This is a genomic window from Bradyrhizobium sp. JR4.1 (assembly GCF_040548605.1).
Taxonomy (GTDB): domain Bacteria; phylum Pseudomonadota; class Alphaproteobacteria; order Rhizobiales; family Xanthobacteraceae; genus Bradyrhizobium; species Bradyrhizobium canariense.
In genome coordinates, this window is record NZ_JBEPRY010000017.1 from 64,324 (window position 1) to 83,640 (window position 19,317).

17 protein-coding genes are annotated in these 19,317 nt (G+C 63.8%); 5 read left to right on the top strand and 12 right to left on the bottom strand.

Going from position 1 to position 19,317, the window contains the following annotated elements; all coding sequences use genetic code 11:
• Positions 1-25 precede the first annotated feature (25 nt).
• Positions 26-1,375, top strand: coding sequence for an 8-oxoguanine deaminase (locus ABIB90_RS27980; protein WP_354172153.1), 1,350 nt, complete (start codon positions 26-28; stop codon positions 1,373-1,375).
• Between the two features lie 107 nt (positions 1,376-1,482).
• Here the strand turns inward: ABIB90_RS27980 and ABIB90_RS27985 are convergent, their stop codons facing one another.
• From ABIB90_RS27985 to ABIB90_RS28000, 4 genes are all read right to left on the bottom strand, one after another.
• A complete protein-coding gene (locus ABIB90_RS27985) occupies positions 1,483-2,559 on the bottom strand; it encodes a BMP family ABC transporter substrate-binding protein (RefSeq protein WP_354172155.1) in 1,077 nt (358 codons plus the stop codon).
• Positions 2,560-2,637: 78 nt separating this feature from the next.
• A complete protein-coding gene (locus ABIB90_RS27990; protein WP_354172157.1) occupies positions 2,638-3,555 on the bottom strand; it encodes an ABC transporter permease in 918 nt (305 codons plus the stop codon).
• Positions 3,542-4,633 carry an ABC transporter permease gene (locus ABIB90_RS27995; RefSeq protein WP_354172159.1) on the bottom strand — a complete coding sequence of 364 codons (1,092 nt, stop codon included), beginning with the start codon at positions 4,631-4,633 and terminating at the stop codon, positions 3,542-3,544. The genes ABIB90_RS27990 and ABIB90_RS27995 overlap by 14 nt, the downstream gene beginning before the upstream one ends.
• A complete protein-coding gene (locus tag ABIB90_RS28000; RefSeq protein ID WP_354172161.1) occupies positions 4,617-6,188 on the bottom strand; it encodes an ABC transporter ATP-binding protein in 1,572 nt (523 codons plus the stop codon). Before ABIB90_RS28000 ends, ABIB90_RS27995 begins: the two co-directional genes overlap by 17 nt.
• Positions 6,189-6,759: 571 nt before the next feature.
• Here ABIB90_RS28000 and ABIB90_RS28005 point away from each other — a divergent pair.
• Entirely contained in the window at positions 6,760-7,869 is a 1,110-nt protein-coding gene (locus ABIB90_RS28005; RefSeq protein WP_007601464.1) for a hypothetical protein, read from the top strand.
• Between the two features lie 127 nt (positions 7,870-7,996).
• Here the strand turns inward: ABIB90_RS28005 and ABIB90_RS28010 are convergent, their stop codons facing one another.
• Genes ABIB90_RS28010 through ABIB90_RS28035 form a run of 6 tightly spaced genes read right to left on the bottom strand, consistent with a single transcriptional unit; the run spans position 7,997 to position 13,869 of the window.
• Positions 7,997-8,482: a nucleoside deaminase gene (locus ABIB90_RS28010; RefSeq protein WP_007601465.1), complete on the bottom strand. Its 486-nt coding sequence runs from the start codon at positions 8,480-8,482 to the stop codon at positions 7,997-7,999.
• A gap of 13 nt (positions 8,483-8,495) precedes the next feature.
• Positions 8,496-10,028, bottom strand: coding sequence for an ABC transporter ATP-binding protein (locus ABIB90_RS28015; RefSeq protein WP_354172164.1), 1,533 nt, complete (start codon positions 10,026-10,028; stop codon positions 8,496-8,498).
• Positions 10,025-10,708, bottom strand: a complete 684-nt coding sequence (biuH, locus tag ABIB90_RS28020) for a biuret amidohydrolase (RefSeq protein WP_354201714.1) — start codon at positions 10,706-10,708, stop codon at positions 10,025-10,027. Before biuH ends, ABIB90_RS28015 begins: the two co-directional genes overlap by 4 nt.
• Positions 10,709-10,719: 11 nt before the next feature.
• Positions 10,720-11,646, bottom strand: coding sequence for an ABC transporter permease (locus ABIB90_RS28025; protein WP_282524256.1), 927 nt, complete (start codon positions 11,644-11,646; stop codon positions 10,720-10,722).
• A 1-nt stretch (position 11,647) separates the two neighbouring features.
• A complete protein-coding gene (locus ABIB90_RS28030) occupies positions 11,648-12,760 on the bottom strand; it encodes an ABC transporter permease (protein WP_354201715.1) in 1,113 nt (370 codons plus the stop codon).
• Positions 12,757-13,869 carry a BMP family ABC transporter substrate-binding protein gene (locus ABIB90_RS28035; protein ID WP_354201716.1) on the bottom strand — a complete coding sequence of 371 codons (1,113 nt, stop codon included), beginning with the start codon at positions 13,867-13,869 and terminating at the stop codon, positions 12,757-12,759. The genes ABIB90_RS28030 and ABIB90_RS28035 overlap by 4 nt, the downstream gene beginning before the upstream one ends.
• Before the next feature lie 404 nt (positions 13,870-14,273).
• Here ABIB90_RS28035 and ABIB90_RS28040 point away from each other — a divergent pair, with 404 nt between their 5' ends.
• Both ABIB90_RS28040 and ABIB90_RS28045 read left to right on the top strand, forming a co-directional pair.
• Positions 14,274-15,530, top strand: coding sequence for an allantoate amidohydrolase (locus ABIB90_RS28040; RefSeq protein ID WP_354201717.1), 1,257 nt, complete (start codon positions 14,274-14,276; stop codon positions 15,528-15,530).
• 97 nt (positions 15,531-15,627) lie between these two features.
• Complete coding sequence (locus ABIB90_RS28045; protein ID WP_354201718.1) at positions 15,628-17,001, top strand: hypothetical protein; 1,374 nt, start codon at positions 15,628-15,630, stop codon at positions 16,999-17,001.
• Positions 17,002-17,011: 10 nt separating this feature from the next.
• Here the strand turns inward: ABIB90_RS28045 and ABIB90_RS28050 are convergent, their stop codons facing one another.
• The gene (locus ABIB90_RS28050) at positions 17,012-18,331 is read right to left on the bottom strand and encodes a dicarboxylate/amino acid:cation symporter (RefSeq protein WP_018456682.1); all 1,320 of its coding nucleotides are present in this window, start codon (positions 18,329-18,331) and stop codon (positions 17,012-17,014) included.
• A 215-nt stretch (positions 18,332-18,546) separates the two neighbouring features.
• Positions 18,547-18,768 (bottom strand): hypothetical protein, encoded by a 222-nt coding sequence (locus ABIB90_RS28055; protein ID WP_219685288.1) that lies wholly within the window; start codon positions 18,766-18,768, stop codon positions 18,547-18,549.
• 351 nt (positions 18,769-19,119) lie between these two features.
• On the opposite strand from ABIB90_RS28055, the gene ABIB90_RS28060 reads away from it, so the two are divergent.
• Positions 19,120-19,302: a hypothetical protein gene (locus tag ABIB90_RS28060; protein ID WP_007601478.1), complete on the top strand. Its 183-nt coding sequence runs from the start codon at positions 19,120-19,122 to the stop codon at positions 19,300-19,302.
• The last annotated feature ends 15 nt before the right edge of the window (positions 19,303-19,317 follow it).

Consider the following 19,317-nt stretch of genomic DNA (forward strand, 5'->3'; position numbering starts at 1 on the left):
GGCGGATGTGAGGAGGAGCAGGTTGATGAGCGACGCAAAGCCGATCTGGATCAGGGATCCCCTGGCTATCCTCGCCGATGGCGCCGAGCGCGGGATCGTGGTGAGAGGCGGCCGGATCGTCGAGCTGGTGCCGGCCGGCGCTGCGCCTGCAACCGCTGACGTCGCGGTGTTCGATGCTGGCGACCACGTCGTGCTGCCGGGCCTCATCAACACCCATCACCATTTCTACCAGACGCTGACGCGGGCGCTGCCGGCGGCGATGGACCGCGAGCTGTTTCCCTGGCTTCAGGCGCTCTATCCGGTGTGGGCGAAGCTGACGCCTGAAGCTCTCGAGCTCGGCGTCACCGTGGCGATGTCCGAATTGCTGCTGTCGGGCTGCACCACCACGACGGATCATCACTACGTTTTTCCGGCGGGGCTCGAAGACGCCGTCGATATCGAGGTGGCGGTGGCCAGGCGGCTCGGCGTGCGCGTGCTGCTCACGCGCGGCTCGATGAACCTGTCGCAGCGCGACGGCGGTCTGCCGCCCGATAGCGTCGTGCAGGATGAGGACACCATCCTCGCCGACAGCGCGCGGGTGGTCGCCAAGCACCACCAGCGCGGCGCGGATGCGATGGTGCAGATCGCGCTCGCACCTTGCTCGCCGTTCTCGGTGACGACGTCCCTGATGCGCGCCACCGCCGATCTCGCAGACAAGCTCGATGTGCGCCTGCATACCCATCTGGCCGAGACCGAGGACGAGAACAAATTCTGCCAGGAGATGTATGGCTGCCGTCCGCTCGACTATCTCGAACAATGCGGCTGGCTCAATGCGCGGACGTGGCTCGCCCATGGCATCTTCTTCAATGCAGACGAGATGAAGCGGCTCGGCAAGGCGAAGACGACGATCAGTCATTGCGCCTGCAGCAACCAGCTTCTGGCCTCCGGCTGCTGCCCCGTCTGCGAAATGGAGGAGGCCGGTGTGGGCATCGGCATCGGCGTCGATGGCTCGGCCTCGAACGATGGATCGAACCTGATGCAGGAGGTCCGGGCTGCGTTCCTGCTACAGCGGGCGCGCTACGGGGTGACGAAGGTCAGTCATAAGGATGCGCTGCGCTGGGCCACCAAGGGCTCGGCGGCCTGCGTCGGTCGACCGGAACTCGGTGAGATCGCCGTCGGCAAGGCGGCCGATCTCGCGCTGTTCCGGCTCGACGAGCTACGCTTCTCCGGCCATGGCGATCCCCTGGCCGCGGTCGTCCTGTGCGGGGCCCACCGGGCCGATCGGGTCATGGTGGCGGGGAAATGGGCCGTGATCGACGGAGCGATCCCGGGCCTGGATGTCGCCGATCTGATCAGCCGCCACAGTTCCGCGGCGCGGGCGATGCAGGCGGGATAATCAGCAAAATAGAAAGAGGGGGCGACCACAAGTGCCGGGTGCTTCTGGCCACCCCCTCCGAACCTCCTCCGGGAGGAGCAGGTGATTTAGGCGATGCAAGAAGCGTGCTACTTGCCCGGCAGCTTGTCGTCGATGCCTTTGACATAGAAATTCATGCCGAGGATCTGGCCGTCGTCGAGATTGGCGCCGCCCTTGCACTCGACAGGCTTGCCGTCCTGCCCAAGGACCGGGCACTTGAACGGATGCAGCTTGCCCGCGGTGATCGCGGCCTGGGCATTCTCGGCGATCTTCTTCACGTCGTCAGGCATGTTGGTGTAGGGCGCCATCGCGAACATGTGGCTGTCGAGGCCGCCCCAACTGTCCTCGGATTTCCAGGTTCCGTCGAGCTCGGCCTTGACCCGGGCGATGTAGTAGGGACCCCAGGTATCGAGGATCGAGGTCAGCTGGGTCTTCGGCCCGAACTTGATCATCTCGGAATCCTGGCCGAAGGCGAGCTTGCCGCGTTCGCTGGCGATCTGCATTGCCGCGGGCGAATCCGTGTGCTGCATGATCACATCCGCGCCCTGGTCGATCAGCGCCTTGGCGGCGTCGGCCTCCTTGCCCGGGTCGAACCAGGTGTTGGCCCAGATGATCTTGACCTTGATGTTCGGGTTGATGGTCTGCGCGGCGAGGATCGTCGCGTTGATGCCGGAGACGACCTCGGGAATCGGGAACGAGCCGATATAGCCGAGCACGCCGGACTTCGACATCTTGGCCGCGATCAGGCCCTGGATGTAGCGGCCCTGGAACCATTTGGCCGAATAGGTCGACATGTTCGGGTTGCGCTTGTATCCGGTCGCGTGCTCGAAATGTACGTTCGGATATTTCTTCGCGACCTTCAGCGTCGGATCCATGTAGCCGAACGAGGTGGTGAAGATCAGCTTGTTGCCGGCGCGGACGAGCTGCTCGATGGAGCGCTCGGCGTCGGGGCCCTCAGGCACGTTTTCGAGAAAAGTGGTCTCGATCTTGTCGCCGAGCTCCTTCACCAGGGCCTGGCGTGCCAGCTCATGCTGATAGGTCCAGCCGAGGTCACCGACCGGGCCGAGGTAGATAAATCCGACTTTCAGCTTGTCGGCGGCGGAGGCTGCACTGACGCCCCCGGCAAGCAAGAGCCCGGCAGTCAGCGCAAGAAGTGATTTCCTCATCATCAATCTCCAAACATCAGGGGAAAGCCACGATCCGCAACGTGCGCGCCCCATCGCGCCCGCCCCGGAAATGAAACGCTAGCGGTCAGGCACGAACACGGTGCCAAGCGCAGCCGGTGCGGTGGATCCGCCCGTGCGCGCGCGGGAGAGCAGGACCAGGACGATGACAGTCGCAAGGTAAGGCAGCGCCGACATCAACTGCGAGGGAATGCCGACGCCCCAGCCCTGCGCGTGCAGCTGCAGGATCGTCACCGCGCCGAATAGATACGCGCCGACCACGAGGCGGCCCGGCCGCCAGGACGAGAACACCACCAGCGCCAGCGCGATCCAGCCGCGGCCTGCGGTCATGCCCGGAATGAAGAACGGCGTATAGGCGAGCGGCAGATAAGCGCCGGCAAGTCCGGCGCAGGCGCCGCCGAACATCACGGCGAAGGTGCGGATGCGCAGCACGGGGTAGCCGAGTGCATGCGCAGACACGTGGTTGTCGCCGCAGGAGCGCAGGATCAATCCTGGCCGCGTGCGGTACAGGAACCACCAGACGCCGGCGACCAGCGCCAGCGAGAAATAGACGAAGGCGTCCTCGCCGAACAACACGCGGCCGACCAGCGGAATATCCGTGAGACCGGGAATGTTGAGATGCAGCGCCGGCGTGATGCGCTCGCCGACGAAACCGGCGCCGATCAGGCCGGAGAGTCCGACGCCCAGGATGGTCAGCGCCAGCCCTGTCGCAACCTGGTTGACCGCAAGCCCGAGCGCCATCAGTGCGAAGACCAGTGACATCAACGTGCCGGCGACGATGCCGAACAGTGCGCCAATAAAGATCGAGCCGGTCAGCCACGCACCTGCAAAGCCACATGCGGCGCCGACGATCATCATGCCCTCGACACCGAGATTGAGCACGCCGGATCGCTCGGTCACGAGCTCGCCGGTCGCCGCGATCAGGAGCGGCGTCGAGGCGGCGAGCACCGCGAGGATGATGGCTTCAATGAGTTCCACGAGCCACCTGTCGGTTCGGGAAGACCAGCTTGAAGCGGTAGAGAATGAGGGAATCGCAGGCGAGCACGTAAAACAGCAGGATGCCTTGAAAAACCTTGGTGACGTCCAACGGGATCTTCATCGCGATCTGCGCCTGCTCGCCGCCGATAAAGGTCAACGCGAGAAAAAGGCCTGCAATTAATATTCCAAGCGGGTTCAGCCGGCCGAGAAAGGCGACGATGATCGCGGTAAAACCGTAACCCGGCGAGATGCCGGGCTGGAGATGCCCGACCGGACCTGCGACCTCGATGATGCCGGCGAGACCCGCCAGCGCGCCCGAGACGGCGAAGGTCAGGATGATCAACTGGTTGGAATTGAAGCCGCCGAACCGTGCGGCGCGGGGCGCCGCACCGACCACGCGAATCTCGAATCCCTTGATCGTTCGCCCGAGCAGGATCGCCACCGCCGCGACGACAAGAAGGGCGATGATGGAGCCAAGATGCAGCCGGCCGCCTTCGATCAGCAGCGGCACCGTTGCGACCGGATCGAACTCGGCGGTGGTCGGGAAGTTGAAACCGTGCGGATCGCGCCAGGGGCCGCGCACGAGATAGTCGAGGAAGAGATCGGCGACATAGACCAGCATCAGGCTGGTCAGGATCTCGCTGGCGCCGAACTTCACCTTGCAGATTGCCGGGATCAGCGCGTAGAGCGCGCCTGCGGCAGCGGCGAGCACCAGCATGACCGGCAGCACCCAGATGCCAGCGTCGGTGCCCTGCGTCTTCACCGCAATCCAGCTTCCGGCGACCGCGCCGATCAGGAACTGCCCTTCGGCGCCGATGTTCCAGGCATTGGCGAGATAGCAGAGCGACAGCCCGATCGCGATCATCACCAGCGGTGTCGCCTTCACCGCGATTTCCTGCAGCGAATAGCTGTCGGTCAAAGGCGCGATGAAATACGCGTGCAGCGCGAGCAGCGGATTCTTGCCAAGGATCGCGAACAGGATGACCATGGTCACGATCGTGAGGCCGATCGCGATCAGCGGAGAGATCAGCGCGATCGTGTTGGAGCGCTCGGCGCGCTTCTCAAGCACCAACTGCATGCGCGGCCTCCCTCGGCTCCAGCGTGCTGCCGCCCATCAACAGGCCGAGTTTTTCGCGCGTCGCCTCGCTGGTGGCGAGCGGTGCGGACAGATGGCCATGGAACATCACCGCGATGCGGTCGGCGATTTCCGCGAGTTCGTCGAGGTCCTGGCTGGTCACGAGCACGGCAGCGCCTGCGGTTGCGAGATCAAGCAGCGCCTGGCGGATGACGGCGGCTGCACCGGCGTCGACGCCCCAGGTCGGTTGGCTCACCACCAGCACCGCGGGATTGCGCAGGATCTCGCGTCCCACGATGAATTTTTGCAAATTGCCGCCGGAGAGGGATGCTGCTTCCGGATCGCGCTTGGCCTTGCGGACGTCGAAGGTCTCGGTTGCGCGGTCGACCGTCTTCAGGGTGGCCGCAGTATCGATGAAGCCGTGATGGACCATGCCGCTGGCGGCGTGCCCGGTGAGCAGCGCATTCTCCGAAAGTTTCATGCGCGGCGCGGTGCCGTGGCCGAGCCGCTCCTCGGGAACGAAAGCCGCGCCGAGCTTGCGGCGCTGCGTGATCGAGAGATGGCCGGCAGCAAGGCCTTCGATCACGATCGTGCCGGGATCCTTCGACAGGCGTTCGCCGGACAGCGCGGCGAACAGTTCGTCTTGGCCGTTGCCGGCGACCCCGGCGATGCCGAGGATCTCGCCGCCTTTCAACTCGAACGAGATGTGCTCGAGCCGCACGCCATGCGCCTCGCCGGGGGCGAGCGAGAGATCGTTGACGACGAGGCGCGGCACCGTGGTCTGCCGGCCGGCGGCCGCCTTCACCTCCTTGATCTCGCCGCCGACCATCATGCGCGCGAGCGAAGCGGCGGTCTCAAGCCTGGGATTGCAGGTCTCCACCTTCTTGCCGCCGCGCAGGATCGTTGCCGTGTCGCACAGGCGCTTCACCTCTTCGAGCTTGTGGCTGATATAGAGGATGGCGCGACCTTCGGCCTTGAGCCGCTCCAGCACGACGAAGAGCTGGTCGGCTTCCTGTGGCGTCAGCACCGCGGTGGGCTCGTCAAGGATCAGGAATTGCGGATCCTGCATCAGCGCGCGGACGATCTCGATGCGCTGGCGCTCGCCGACGGACAATTGCCAGACCTCGCGTTTGGGATCGAGCGGCAATCCATAAGTCTTCGACACCTGCTCGAGCCGCGCCGACATGTCCTTGAAAGATTCTTTCCCGTCGAGGCCGAGCGCAACGTTCTCAGCGACGGTGAGATTGTCGAACAACGAGAAATGCTGGAACACCATACCAATGCCGCGGCTGCGCGCTTCCGAGGGACCGGACAGCACGATCGGCTCCCCCTGCCAGCAAATCTGGCCGGCGCTGGGCTGGATCAGCCCGTAAATCGCCTTGACCAGCGTCGACTTGCCGGCGCCGTTCTCGCCCAGCAGCGCGTGGATTTCCGTTGGCCAGATATCGATGTCGATGGCATCGTTGGCGAGGAAATCCCCATAGCGCTTGGTAAGCCCGATCGTCCTGAGGAGCGGGGACTCGCCGGAATGCAGGCCGTTAGTCGTTGAATCCAACATTCGCTGATGCGCTTGCATGGGGAGAAGTGCCTCAATACTGAGCTAGTTTGAACCGCCGCGTAAGGTGTGAAAAAGCGTCATCCCTTGCTCAACGCTTCGGCAGCACGAGGTGTCGGCGAGTCGCGGCTCTCGCCAGTGGCGATCGTCCTCAGATACCTTCCGAGCAGCCTTGGCAGTCACGGCTTGCGTGTAACGCCTGTTGCAAATTTGTGACGGCTCAAGCCAAATCGGAACCCGCTATGCAGGCTTGGCGTGAAGTTGAGCAGAGACGCGCCATCGAGCGTATGCATTTGCGAACACCTCGACAGTGGCTCCCGCCCATCTTGTCTGCATTGTCCGGCCGACATGAAAAGGCGAGCGAAATCAAATGGGAATATCCGGCAATGGCCACTCTCGCCCGACGGCGTGGCGGTGACTTTGGCCTTCCAAATCCGCCGGTGAAACGCAGCGCCCTGTGCAAACAAGCGGCATGCCTTGAAACAAGTTGAGGCTTCTCACTCCGGGAGATCGGCGCAAGTGTCGCACCCAAGGGACGTTCATTTTTACGTGTCCAAACTTGGGGGTATTCAGGATGTCGTTTCGTTTCAAGGCAATTGCAGCAGGCGCGCTGTCACTTGCTACGGTTGCTACCAGTGGCCTGGCTCAGGCGGCGGATCTGCCGGTCAAGGCTGCCAAGAAAGCGGCCGACCTTCCGTTCTTCCTGGTGATCGACGACCGCGTCACCTTCTCCTATATCTTCAATGCCTCGCAGCCCGGTGCGTTCACCAACACCAACGGCGTGATCAACGCCAAGACGACGAAGCAGGTCTACTCCTTCACCCACTTCGATGCCTGGACCTACGGCACCAATTTCTTCACCATCTCGATGTTCAAGTCGGACCACAACGATCCGGCAGGCCCGTGTACCGCCACAGGCGTGGTCGTTTCGCCGGCTGCGGGCTTCGCAGCGACGCCGACGAGCTGTGCCGGCGCGACAGAAATCTACGGCCTTTTCCGCTCGACCTTCGGCTGGAACGAGATCTTCAACACCAAGGCCTTCACGCAGGGCCCGCTGCATAACATCTCGTTCGAGGTTGGCATGGATGCCAACACGGAGAACCGGTATTTCGGCGCCGCCAAGCGCGACGTCGTCGCCGGTCTGCAGTTCGCCTTCGATCTTCCCTATAAGGGCTACTTCAACGTCGCGCCGCTCGTGTACTGGGAGTTCGCCAACCACAACTCCTTCTCGCAGTGCGGCGCCGGTTGGTCCGCTCCGTGTATTGCCGACGGCAACACGTCGTTCAAGCCGACCTGGGCGATCGAAACCAACTACTATATGGACCTCGGCTTCCTGCCGCAGAACATGCAGTATTTCTCGATCAGCGGCCGCGCGGCGTGGTACGGCAAGAAGGGCACCGACACTGAGCCGCTTCCCGCCAGCGTCGCCAACGGCGTCTATCCCACCAAGGTCGAGTTCAACTCCGAGCCGATCCGCCTGACCCTCGATGCTTCGAAGGCGGTTTGGGGTGAGAAGTACTCGCACTTCGTGGACGTCTGGGTCGCCTACCGCTATTGGCAGAACAAGTTCGGCCTCGATCACAACAACGCCGTGGCCTGCACCACCCTGGCCGGTGGCGCGAGGGTGAGCACCGGCTCCTGCACCGAGTCCTCGCTCTACTCCGGTGTCACTGTGAAGTTCTAGCCACCTGACACGCTTCAGGTGAACGACGATGGCGCCGCGTCAAACCTCCGCGGCGTCATCTTCGTTTGTGGGTAGGAACGTAGGGGATGAGCCGTCGGCGCGCTCTACGAAATTGAATTGGTGTTTGCTACTTCGTCCACACGCCATCGTGCAGCGCTTCGGCCTCGTCTTCGAGCAGCGGCCCCGCAACCTCTGTCGGCCGCTGGCCACTGGCAAAGACCTCGCGACAGGGCAGGTCGAGCGTCGGGTTCTCCGGATGATCGCCGGTGATGCCGCGCAGGCGGTGCTCGCTGAGCCCATAGACGACACGACCGATGCCGGCCCAGTAGATCGCGCCGGCGCACATCGCGCAGGGCTCGGCGGAGGAATAGAGCGTGGCCTTCGCCAACACCTCGCGTCCGAGCGTGCGGCAGGCCTGCGTGGCGGCGAGGCGCTCGGCATGCGCGGTGCCGTCGTGATCCGGCATGTAGCCGTTCTCGGCCTCGATCAGCATCTTGCCTTCAGCATCGACGACGATGCAACCGAAGGGATGATTGCCGTGGGTGAGGGAACGGCGGGCGACCGCAAACGAAAGGCGGAGGAAGTGCTCGTCGCGCTCGGACCCGCCGCTCATCGCTCTTCCCTGGTCAATGCCCCGCCATATGCCGGCCGACAACGGTCAGATCGGCTTCGCTGGTCCGTGCTTCATACACGAATTCGCCGTGGAACATCACCACCAGCCGATCGGAGAGTTCAAGGAGTTCGTCGAGGTCCTCGCTGACCAACAGCACCGCGGCGCCGCGGTTACGCGCGGCCATGATCTCGGCATGGATTTGCGCCACCGCTGCGAAATCGAGCCCGAAACAGGGATTGGCTGCGATCAGCACCTCGACGTCGCCGCCGAGCTCGCGGGCCAGCACGGCGCGCTGGACATTGCCGCCCGACAATGCCGAGATCGGCGTGTCAGGCGTGCGGGTCTTGATCTTGTACTGGGCGATCTTCTTCCCGGCGTCGACGCGGAAGGCGCCGCGGTTGAGCCACCAGCCGCCGCTTGCGAAGGGCGCGCGGTCGAACTCGCGGAAGGCGATGTTGTCGGCGACACTCATGCCGCCGACACAGGCGTTCTTCAGCGGCTCCTCCGGCAGGAGCGACATATTGTGCCGCCGCATCTCCTCGCGGCTGGCATGATAGGGATCGCCGGCGACGCGGATCTCGCCACTTTCAGCTTCGCGCTGCCCGGCCAGCACCTCGACGAGCTGGCGCTGGCCGTTGCCGGAGACGCCGGCGATGCCGACGATCTCGCCGGCACGGACCGTGAGGGAGACGTCGTGCACGGCGATGGCGCCGGCGTCGTCGCGCGCGCGCATCTTCGCCAGCTCCAGCCTCGCCTTGCCAGCCTCACCGGTGCGCGGCGGCTGTACCGTCAGCTCCTCGGCGCCGATCATGGTGCGCGCCATCGCGTCCGGCGTCAGTTCGGAAACCTTGCCGGCGCCGGCGAGCTTGCCGCGGCGCAGGATCGTGACGTCGTCGGCGAAGGCCATGACCTCGCGGAACTTGTGCGTGATCATCAGGATGGTGAGCTCGCCCTTGACGACCATGTCGCGGAGCATGCCGAGCACTTCGTCGGCTTCCGCAGGCGTCAGCACTGATGTCGGTTCGTCCAGGATCAGGAAGCGGCGCTTCAGGTAGAGCTGCTTGAGGATCTCGCATTTCTGCCGTTCGCCCGCGGAGATGTCGGAGACTCTTGAGCTGAGCGGCACCTTGAACGGCATGCGCGCGAGAAAGGCCTCGAGCTCCTTCATCTCTTTCGGCCAGTTCACGACGGCCGGCACGTCATCGCGCGCCAGCACCAGATTTTCGGCGACCGTCATCGCCGGCACCAGCGTGAAATGCTGGTAGACCATGCCGAGGCCGAGGGCGTGGGCGTCCTTCGGATTGCCGATCGCCTGCTCGCGCCCCCCGACGAGGATGTCGCCTTCGGTGGCGTGATAGTAGCCCATGATGCATTTGACGAGGGTCGACTTGCCGGCGCCGTTCTCGCCGAGCAGCGCATGGAACGAACCCGGCCGCACTTTCAGCGCGACATTGTCCAGCGCCAGGAAATCACCGAAGCGCATGGTCATGGCGATGGCATCGATGCCGAAGGCGCCCGAGGGCGGCGGCGTTTCGCCGACGATCACGAAATCTCTCCGATGAAAGCGTCGGAGGTCGAGACCGCACCGAACACGCCGCCCTGCATCTTGATCATCTTCAGCGCGTGCTCGTGATTGCTCTTGTCGGTCGCACCGCAGCAGTCATGCAACAGCACGCATTCGAAGCCGCGGTCGTTGGCCTCACGCATGGTGGTGTGAACGCAAACGTCGGTGGTGATCCCGGTGAGCACGATGTTCTCGATGCCGCGCACGCGCAGAATCAGCTCCAGATCGGTGGCGCAGAACGAGCCCTTGCCGGGTTTGTCGATGATGGGTTCGCCAGGCAGCGGCGCGAGCTCCGGGATGATGTCCCACCCGGGCTCGCCGCGCACCAGGATGCGGCCGCACGGGCCGGGATCGCCAATGCCGGCGCCGATCTGCCGGGAACGCCAGCGCTTGTTGCCGGGCAAATCCGAGAGATCGGGACGGTGGCCTTCGCGGGTATGGATGATGTGAAAGCCCTGGCTCCGCATGGCCGTCAGCAGTTTCTTGATCGGCTCGATCGGTGCCCGCGTCAGGGACAGGTCATAGCCCATCTTGTCGACATAGCCGCCGACGCCGCAGAAATCGGTCTGCATGTCGATGATGATGAGCGCGGTGTTCTCGGGGCGGAGATCGCCGTTATAGGGCCATGCATAGGGCTCGGACTTGATGGTGCGCTCGGGCATGATTTCGCTCTCTAGCGGGTGATCGACAATTCGGCCGGGGCTCCGGTCAGCGTCCGTTTCGGCGAGCAGGTGATGATCATGATCGCCAGCGTCAGGATGTAAGGGGCGGCGTTGAAGAGGTGATAGCCGGAGGTGACGCCGACCGATTGCAGCGCCGGGCCCAGTGCTGCAGCACCGCCAAAGGCGAGCGAGGCCCACAGACACAGCATCGGGTCCCAGCGCGCGAAGATCACGAGCGCCACGGCCGTGATGCCCTGGCCCGAGGACAGGCCCTCGTTCCAGCTTCCGGGATAGAACAGCGACAGGAACGAACCGCCGATGCCGGCGAGGAAGCCGCCGACCATGGTCGCGCGCAGGCGGATCAGCAGCACGGAGTGGCCCATCGCACGCGCAGCGTCCGAACTCTCGCCGGCGGTGCGGATCAGGAGGCCCCAGCGCGTGGTCCGGAAGGCCCAGTAGAGAATTGGCGCGAGCGCGACGCCGATCAGGAACAGCACGTTGACCCGTAGGGCCGCCCGTACCTGCGGAATGTCGCTCCACCAGCCGAAATCGATTGCGGGCAGTCGAGGCGCTGTCGGCTCGATCAACGGTTTGCCGAGATAGAAAGCTAGGCCGGTGCCGAACAGCATCAGCGCGATGCCGACCGCAATGTCGTTGACGCGCGGCAGTGAGCAGATGCCGGCATGCAGGGCGCCCAGAAGCGCACCGGTGATGCCAGCGGCGAGCACGCCCAGCCACGGCGATCCCGTGAGATAGGAAATGCCGTAGGCGCTCATCGCGCCCATCACCAGCGTGCCTTCGAGGCCGAGATTGATGCGGCCTGAGCGCTCGGTGATGCATTCGCCCAGGCTCACGAACAGGAACGGGGTCGAGACGCGAATGGCGCCGCCGAGCACGGCGAGCGGGACGGTCCAGAGTCCGATCGAGCCGTCTGCCATTTCAGGACTTTCCCTTCAGAAACCCGATACGGCCGTAGAGCGCATCGCTGGCCAGTACGAAGACGAAGATGATGCCTTGCAGCACCAGCACGGATGCATCCGGCAATCCGAGGCGGCGCTGCAACAACCCGCCGCTGGCGCTGATGCCTCCGAGCAGGATCGCGACGGGGATAATGGCGAGCGGATTTTGCCGCGCCAGGAAGGCGACGAGAATCCCTGTGAAGCCGTAGCCTGCGGCGAGGTTGGCATTGGTGCGCCCCTGCACGGCGGCGACCTCGACCATGCCGGCAAGGCCCGCGGCGCCGCCGGCGAGGAAGCAAATCGTCAAAATGAGCTTGCTGACGCCGAGGCCCACGATCTTCGCAGCGCGGATGTTGCCGCCGGCAACGCGCGCGGCGAAGCCGAACACGGTGTGATAGATCAGGATATAGGCGGCAATCGCGGCGATCAGGCCGAACACCAGACCCCAATGCACGTCGGTGCCAGGTATCGATCCGATCATGTTGGCCGCGCCGATCTCGCGGGTCGACGGCTTGTTGAGGCTGGCGGGGTCGCGCATCGCGCCTTCGACGAGATGGTTGAGGACCGCGAGCGCGATGTAGACGAGCAACAGGCTCGATATCGTCTCGTTGACGCCGCGATATTGCCGCAGCGCGCCCGAAAGCATGACCCACAGGCCACCGCCGATCACGCCGCCGACGACCATGGCGATCTGAACGATCAGCGGCGGCATGCCCTGAAGTACCAGTGCTGCGCTGGTTGCCGACAGCGCGCCGATCAGGAGTGCGCCTTCGCCGCCGATGATGACCATGCCGAGCTGCGCAGGCAGCGCCGTGCAGAGCGCGGTGAGGATCAGCGGCGCCGCGCGCGTCAGCGTGTTCTGCCATGAGAACCAGGTGCCGAACGCGCCGTAGTACATGTAGAAATAGAGGTCGAGCGGGTTCTTGCCGAACATCGCGACGAAGATGCCGAAGACCACGAGCGCGCCGGCCAGCGCCGCGCCCGGGATCAGGATATATTCGATCGCTCCGCCGTGACGCTGGAGGAATCCCGGATCGGCGGCCGGGGCAACTGTCCCGACCGCTTCAACGGGATCCGCAGCTTCCGCCGTCACGAAGTCGCCCCGACCACGCCCTCCACGAGATAGTCCATCTTCTCGAGTTCGGGGTCCTTCTGGCCGCGATCGGTGCCGGCCGCGATCACCGTCTTGCCCTTGTTGTCGACCAGCCCTCCCTTGAAGATGGCGTAGCCGTCACCGGACAAGAACTTGGCCTTGACGTCGTCGGCGTGCTTGCGCGCCTCGGCGGAGACCGCTTCGCCATAGGGCGAGGTCTTGACGATCTCTTCCTTGAGGCCGCCGCGATAGAAGTTCGGGATGCTCTCGCCGGCGGTGATCATCTTGACGAACTTGGGGTACAGCGCTTCCCAGTTCCACTCGGCTCCCGTGAGATACGCTTTTGGCGCGAGCGGAGACTGGTTGACGTGATAGCCGCACACCATGGCGCCCCGACGCGCGGCGTTCTCGACCATGGTCTTCGGACCGTCGACATGGCAAGTGAGGACGTCGACGCCCTGATCGATCAGGCTGTTGGTTGCCTCGGCTTCCTTGACCGGCATCGACCAGTCACCGGTGAAGATGACCTGCGTGGTGGCCTTGGGATTGGCAAGCCTCGCGCCGAGCGCGAATGCGTTGATGTTGCGCAGCACTTGCGGGATCGGCTTGGCGGCGACGAAGCCGAGCTTGCCGCTCTTGGAGCTATAGCCGGCGACGATGCCCGAGATGTACTGGGCTTCATCGATATAGCCGAAATAGCTGCCGGCGTTCTTCGGGTCCTTGTCGCTCCACAGGCCGCCACAATGCTCGAAGTGCAGCTTCGGGAATTTGTTGGCCATCTTGACCATGTGCGGATTGTAGTAACCGAACGAGGTCGGGAAGAGCAGGGTGGCGCCGTCGAGATTGATCATGGACTCGATCGTCTTCTCGACCGCGTCGGTCTCGGGCACCTTCTCTTCTTCCACGACTTTGAGGCCGGGAATCTTCTTCAGCGCCGCCGCGCCCTGCGCATGCGCCTGGTTGTAGCCATAGTCGTCGCGCGAGCCGACGTAGATGAATCCGATGGTGGTCTCGGCCGCGAAGACGGGACGAATGCCCGTCGCCGCACCGAGGGTGACGGCCGCACCGCCCTGCAACAAATGACGTCGTGAGATCCTGCCAAATTCCATTGCTTGCTCCCCTTGGCGGATGCACCGCCTCATCTCGCTGCGCCGGTCTGGCGGAGCCCGGGATCAATTGTCGCAAGCTTCGTGCCAGAGGCTATTGAGAGAGCATTTCCGAATAAGCCATTGGAAATATATTGTTATTTCATGTGTTCCGAACCTGAGCATGAAAGAAGCAGATGAAATTATAGGCATTATTTTATAGTTGTATGCAATGGAGTTAAGCAGGTCTTACCCGGCTTGAACATGTGCATGACGAGGGCCGGGCGGTCTGCCGGCGGCGGCATTCCATGCTAACCACGCGCTGCTTGGACCGGCGTCGGCAGCGTGATTTCGCTGGCACCGAACTTGAATCGATTGCCGCCAGGACCGCCGTCGCCGCGGTCCCAAGAGATGGAAAGCTCGCCGAGATGGCTGCTGGTAACGCCGTTCAGAATGGTTCGCTCGGCGAAGAGATCGTGCGAGGGATCAACGAGCTCGCGGCGATCTCGGAAGAAGGCGACAAGCTCACCCGCGTCTATCTGACCAGCGAGCTGCGCAAGTCGGCGGACCTCATCCTGAGCTGGATGCGCGACGCCGGCATGAGTGCGCGTCTCGACGCGATCGGCAATGTCTGCGGGCGCTACGAAGGTGAGCGGCCGGGCGCGCCTTGCCTGATGCTCGGCTCGCACTACGACACCGTCCGCGATGCCGGCAAATGGGACGGGCCACTGGGCGTGATCACGGCGATCGCCTGCGTCGCCGATCTCAACCGCCGCGGCAAGCGCCTGCCGTTCGCGATCGAAATCGTCGGTTTTGCGGATGAGGAAGGGGTGCGCTTTGCCTCGACCCTGCTCGGCAGCCGCGCGGTAGCCGGCACTTTTGACGAAAGCGTCCTCAACACACGCGACAGCGATGGCGTCGCCATGCGCGATGCGCTGGTGCAGTTCGGGCTCGATCCCGATCATATCGGCGCGGCCGCTCGGGCCCGGCGCGAGCTGCTTGCCTATCTCGAGCTGCACATCGAGCAAGGGCCGGTGCTGGAAGCGCAAAACCTGCCCGTCGGGGTGGTCACCGCGATCGCGGGCGCGACACGGCTTGCTGCGCGGCTGACCGGCATGGCGGGGCACGCGGGCACGGTGCCGATGGCGCTCCGGCGCGATGCGTTGGCGGGCGCGGCCGAATGCATCGGCGCGATCGAGCAGTTTTGCCGCACCGACGAAGGCGGGCTGGTCGGCACCGTCGGCTACATCCAGGCGAGGCCCGGCGCGACCAACGTCATTCCGGGCGAGGTGTCGTTCACCATCGACATGCGGGCGCCGACCGACATGCACCGCAAGCGCGCGGTCGCCGATGCCGTCAGGCAAATCGAAGCCATCGCAAAGCGGCGTCAATTGACGCTTCAGCTCGACGTCACCCACGAGAACCGCACCGCGCCTTGTGCGCCCTGGCTCAAGGAGCAGATCGCGCAGGCGATCAAAGCGGAAGGTTTTTCCGTCTTCGAGCTGCCGAGCGGGGCCGGGCATGACGGCATGGCCATGATCGATATTGCCGATGTCGCCATGATCTTCGTCCGCTGCCGCGGCGGCATCAGCCATCACCCGGACGAGCATGTCGAGCTCGCCGATGCCGACGCCGGCGCGCGGGTGCTGCTGCGCGTGATCGAGAATTTTCGGCCGCAAGGGTAAAATCGGTTCCGCACGTCACCGGATAGAGACACGAATCAGACAGGTCTGGAGCCGCGACGGCCTCCCGCCGGACCACGAGACCCATTCGACGGCGCCTATGAACAGCGGCATCTCTTCTCCATCCCATCGCGGAAACCGGTTTTACCAAGGCCTGACGGCGACCTTCGTTGCCAACGCGCTTCAGGCGGTGAACTTTCTCGGTGATCGATTCCTGAGGAAGTCGCATCATCCGTTCACGTCCATCGAGGACCTTTACCGGCACTCGATGGACAGTGCCTTTGCGGTATCTGAGTCCTTTCTCGTCACCGGCGCGCCGCACGCCTCTGCGTATTATCCGCGCGACTTCGCCTGGTTCTATCCCGACGTCCTCGATCCCGACACCATCATGGATTCGCAGGATGCGGTGCGCCGGGCTCGTCTGCTCGACAAGAGCGTCCGCCTGCTGCTGGAAGCGGTTCGCGCCAACGTCGTCACGACGACCATCGTCCCGGCCGGGCGCGCCCGGTATCTTGGCGTGAACTATTTCTCGCGCCCCTCGGATACGCTGCTCGGCATTCTGGCCGGCCTGCGGCAGATGATCTCTGCCGAGGAGAGGGCGTCATCCTATCTGGCGATGTCGCAATGCGCGCATGCCGGCCGCCTGCTCCTGGCCGAATATTGTGGTGATCTGAAGCGCGCGATCCTCCAGCTCGCAAGCGAGCTTGAGCCGTTCAATGATGATGGCTCCACGTATTTGCTGTGCGACGCCAGTGCTCCGCGCTCCGCGGCAACCGACACCCGCGCCGAGCGCAGGCGTTTCGTCACCAATGCCTGCGTCTACACGACATTCGTGTGGGGCGTGCAGCTCGGAATCGTTGACGAGAACGAGCTGAAGCGGCGGCTCGGACGTGACCTGGCGCAATACAAGAGGGACCTGCTCCGCCTGTTCGGCAAGGGCGGCTATATCAGGCATTCCCTGGATGGCCCCACGGAATCGCCGGTGTTCTCGGTCGCGCTGGATTTCGCCAGTGTGCATCGCGGCTTCTGGGATATGAGCGAGCCGGCCGAGCGCGCGCTGTTCGCGGCCACGGCGGATCTGATCATTGCGGAGCCGCGCTTTCGCATCCCCAGCACATTCCACTTCCTGGTGTCCGCGGATAATCCGCGGAACAAGATGATCCACAAGATCGCGGCTCCCGCCTACCAGGGACGTTCCTCCTGGCCGACGTTCAACGTCGAGTTCGCGGATCGCATGCTGGATTATGACGAATTCTCGGGGAGCGATACCTACCGATCCTGCGCCCAGGGAATTCTGAAGGACATTCGCACCGCGACCGAGGTCCACGGCGGCTATCAGGAACTGATCTCGGAACAGGGCCTGAAATATCGCACCTGGGCTTACAAGGGGGCCGTGGCCCACTCCTGGTTTCCGCGTTTCCTCTCCGTCTGGAGGAGGGCGCATGGAACGCCGCTCCTCCAGTGGAATGACTGAACGGCGGTCATTACCCCGCCGTCACGTCCACAAGCTCGCCACCGTCGAGCACCTTGGCCGCCTTGGCGCGGTCGAGGTCGCCTTCCCAGGCGGCCACAACCACGGTCGCAACGCAATTGCCGGTGAGGTTGCCGACCGCGCGAGCCATGCCGATGAACCAGTCGACCGACAAAACCAGCACGAGGCCGATCGCAGGGATGCTCGGCACCGCGTTCAGCGTCGCCGCCAGAATCACGATCGCGGAGCCCGGCACGCCATGCGCGCCCTTCGAGGTGATCAGGGAGACGCCGAGCACCAGCAGGAGATCGCCGAAGGACAGCGGCGTGTTGGTCGCCTGCGCGATGAAAACGACTGCGAGCGTGAGATAGATCGAGAAGGCGTCGAGGTTGAAGGAATATCCGGTCGGGATGACGAGGCCGACGACGGAATCCTTCACGCCCATCCGCTCCAGCTTCTTCATGATCTGCGGCAGCACGGCGTCGGACGAGGCGGTCGCGAGCACGATGGTCAACTCCTCGCGCAGGTAGGCGAGGAATTTGAGGATGTTGATGCCGGCGAGCGCCATGACGCCGCCGAGCACGCCCAGCACGAAGATGCCGACCGAGACGTAGAACAGCGCCACCAGTGAGACGAGCTGCTTGAGCGAGCCGACGCCGTATTTGCCGACGGTGTAGGCGACTGCGCCGAGCACGCCGAGTGGAGCAACGCGGACGATAAGCCCCATGACGCGGAACAGCACGGTCGAGGCGGCATCGATCATCGACGTGACGAGCTTGCCTTTCTCGCCGCCGACCAGTGCGAGGCCTACGCCGAACAGCACGGCGAAGAACAGCACCTGGAGCACGTCGTTGCGCGACAACGCGTCGAACGAGGTGCTCGGGATTACGTTGAGGAGGAAGGAGCCGATGCCGCCGCCCTGAAGCTTGTGGGCGTTATCGGCATAGGTATTGAGGGCCTTGGCGTCCAGCGTCGAGGGATCGATGTTCATGCCGTGGCCGGGGCCGAAAGTGTAGGCCAGGATGAGACCTACCACGAGCGCGACTGTGGTCATCACCTCGAAATAGACCAGCGCCTTGACGCCGACCCGTCCGACCTTCTTGAGGTCGCCCGCGCCGGCAATGCCGTGCACGACGACGCAGAACACGATCGGCGCCACGATCATCGAAATCAGCTTCAGGAAGGCGTCGCTAAGGATCTTGAGGGAGATGGCAAAATCCGGCGCGGCCACACCCAGGATGATGCCGAGGATCAGCGCGGCCAGGACCTGGACGAACAGCGATGTGTAGAGCGGCTTTGGCTCGGCGGCCGGGGCCGCGGCAATGGTCGACATGGTGACTCCCCCGTTTTGACGACGTCTCGATCGTCGAAAGGAGCAACTAGCGTGCCAGATTGTCGCGGTTTTCGCTGAGGAGGAGGTCTATTTGGTCGCTTTTGCGGTGCGACCGGGCATCCGCATCGGCACCGGGAAACCGTTCGAGGTACCGTCGGTCACTGGACAGGCGATTTTGCGGTCCTACGGTCACGTTCCGCACGCGGGTGGCCGCGTCACGCCGCGAGATCTAGCAGCCGACACGATCCGCGTACCAGCACCTTGCGTCCATTCGGGGTCATGACCGGGACGCCGTCGCAGACGACGACAAGACCGAGCTTGACGAGGCTCTCGATGAGATTGGCCTTGGAAAGGCGACCGTTCGACACCGGGTTGCGAAGCGCCTTCAGGACCTCCCATTGGTCTGGCGAAAGATCGAAGTCGATGTCGCTGCTCATGCTGCCTCAAGCCATAGTGCCGTTCGTGCGCCTCTGTTAGTGGCGCTGCATGAAGACCGTGCGACGACAATGAGTCGGGAATTCGGTGAGGTGTTTAGAACTTCTCTTCACAAATTGCTGCACGCCATTGCGCCACAAGAGTTAAGACCGCTCGATCACTAGGATCGTCCGGGGCCTTGATCACATATTGATGATGTGGGCTTGATGTTGGTCCGCGGACAACCGCACTGCACGGGAAGCGCTGCTGTCCCATTCTGCGTCGCAATATGCACAGAAATCATGAGACGAAGGGTTGGAGATTTTGTTACGCTGATTCGCGGGGAATAGCTTCACACGGCAGGAGTGGAGTGCATGAACAGACTGGTCGAAATTCGCAGTCAGGAATCCCTGTGCCGGGAGCGCGCCGCGCTTGATTTCCAGCGCCGGGTTTTCTGGCTTGCGCAAGCTCAAGAATGGGAGCAGCGCGCGCTTGACGAGATCGCCTATCATTTCCGGGAGTGCAATGTGGCTCAGACGGAGCTGGTGCGAAACTGACGTCGGCTGTGGGTA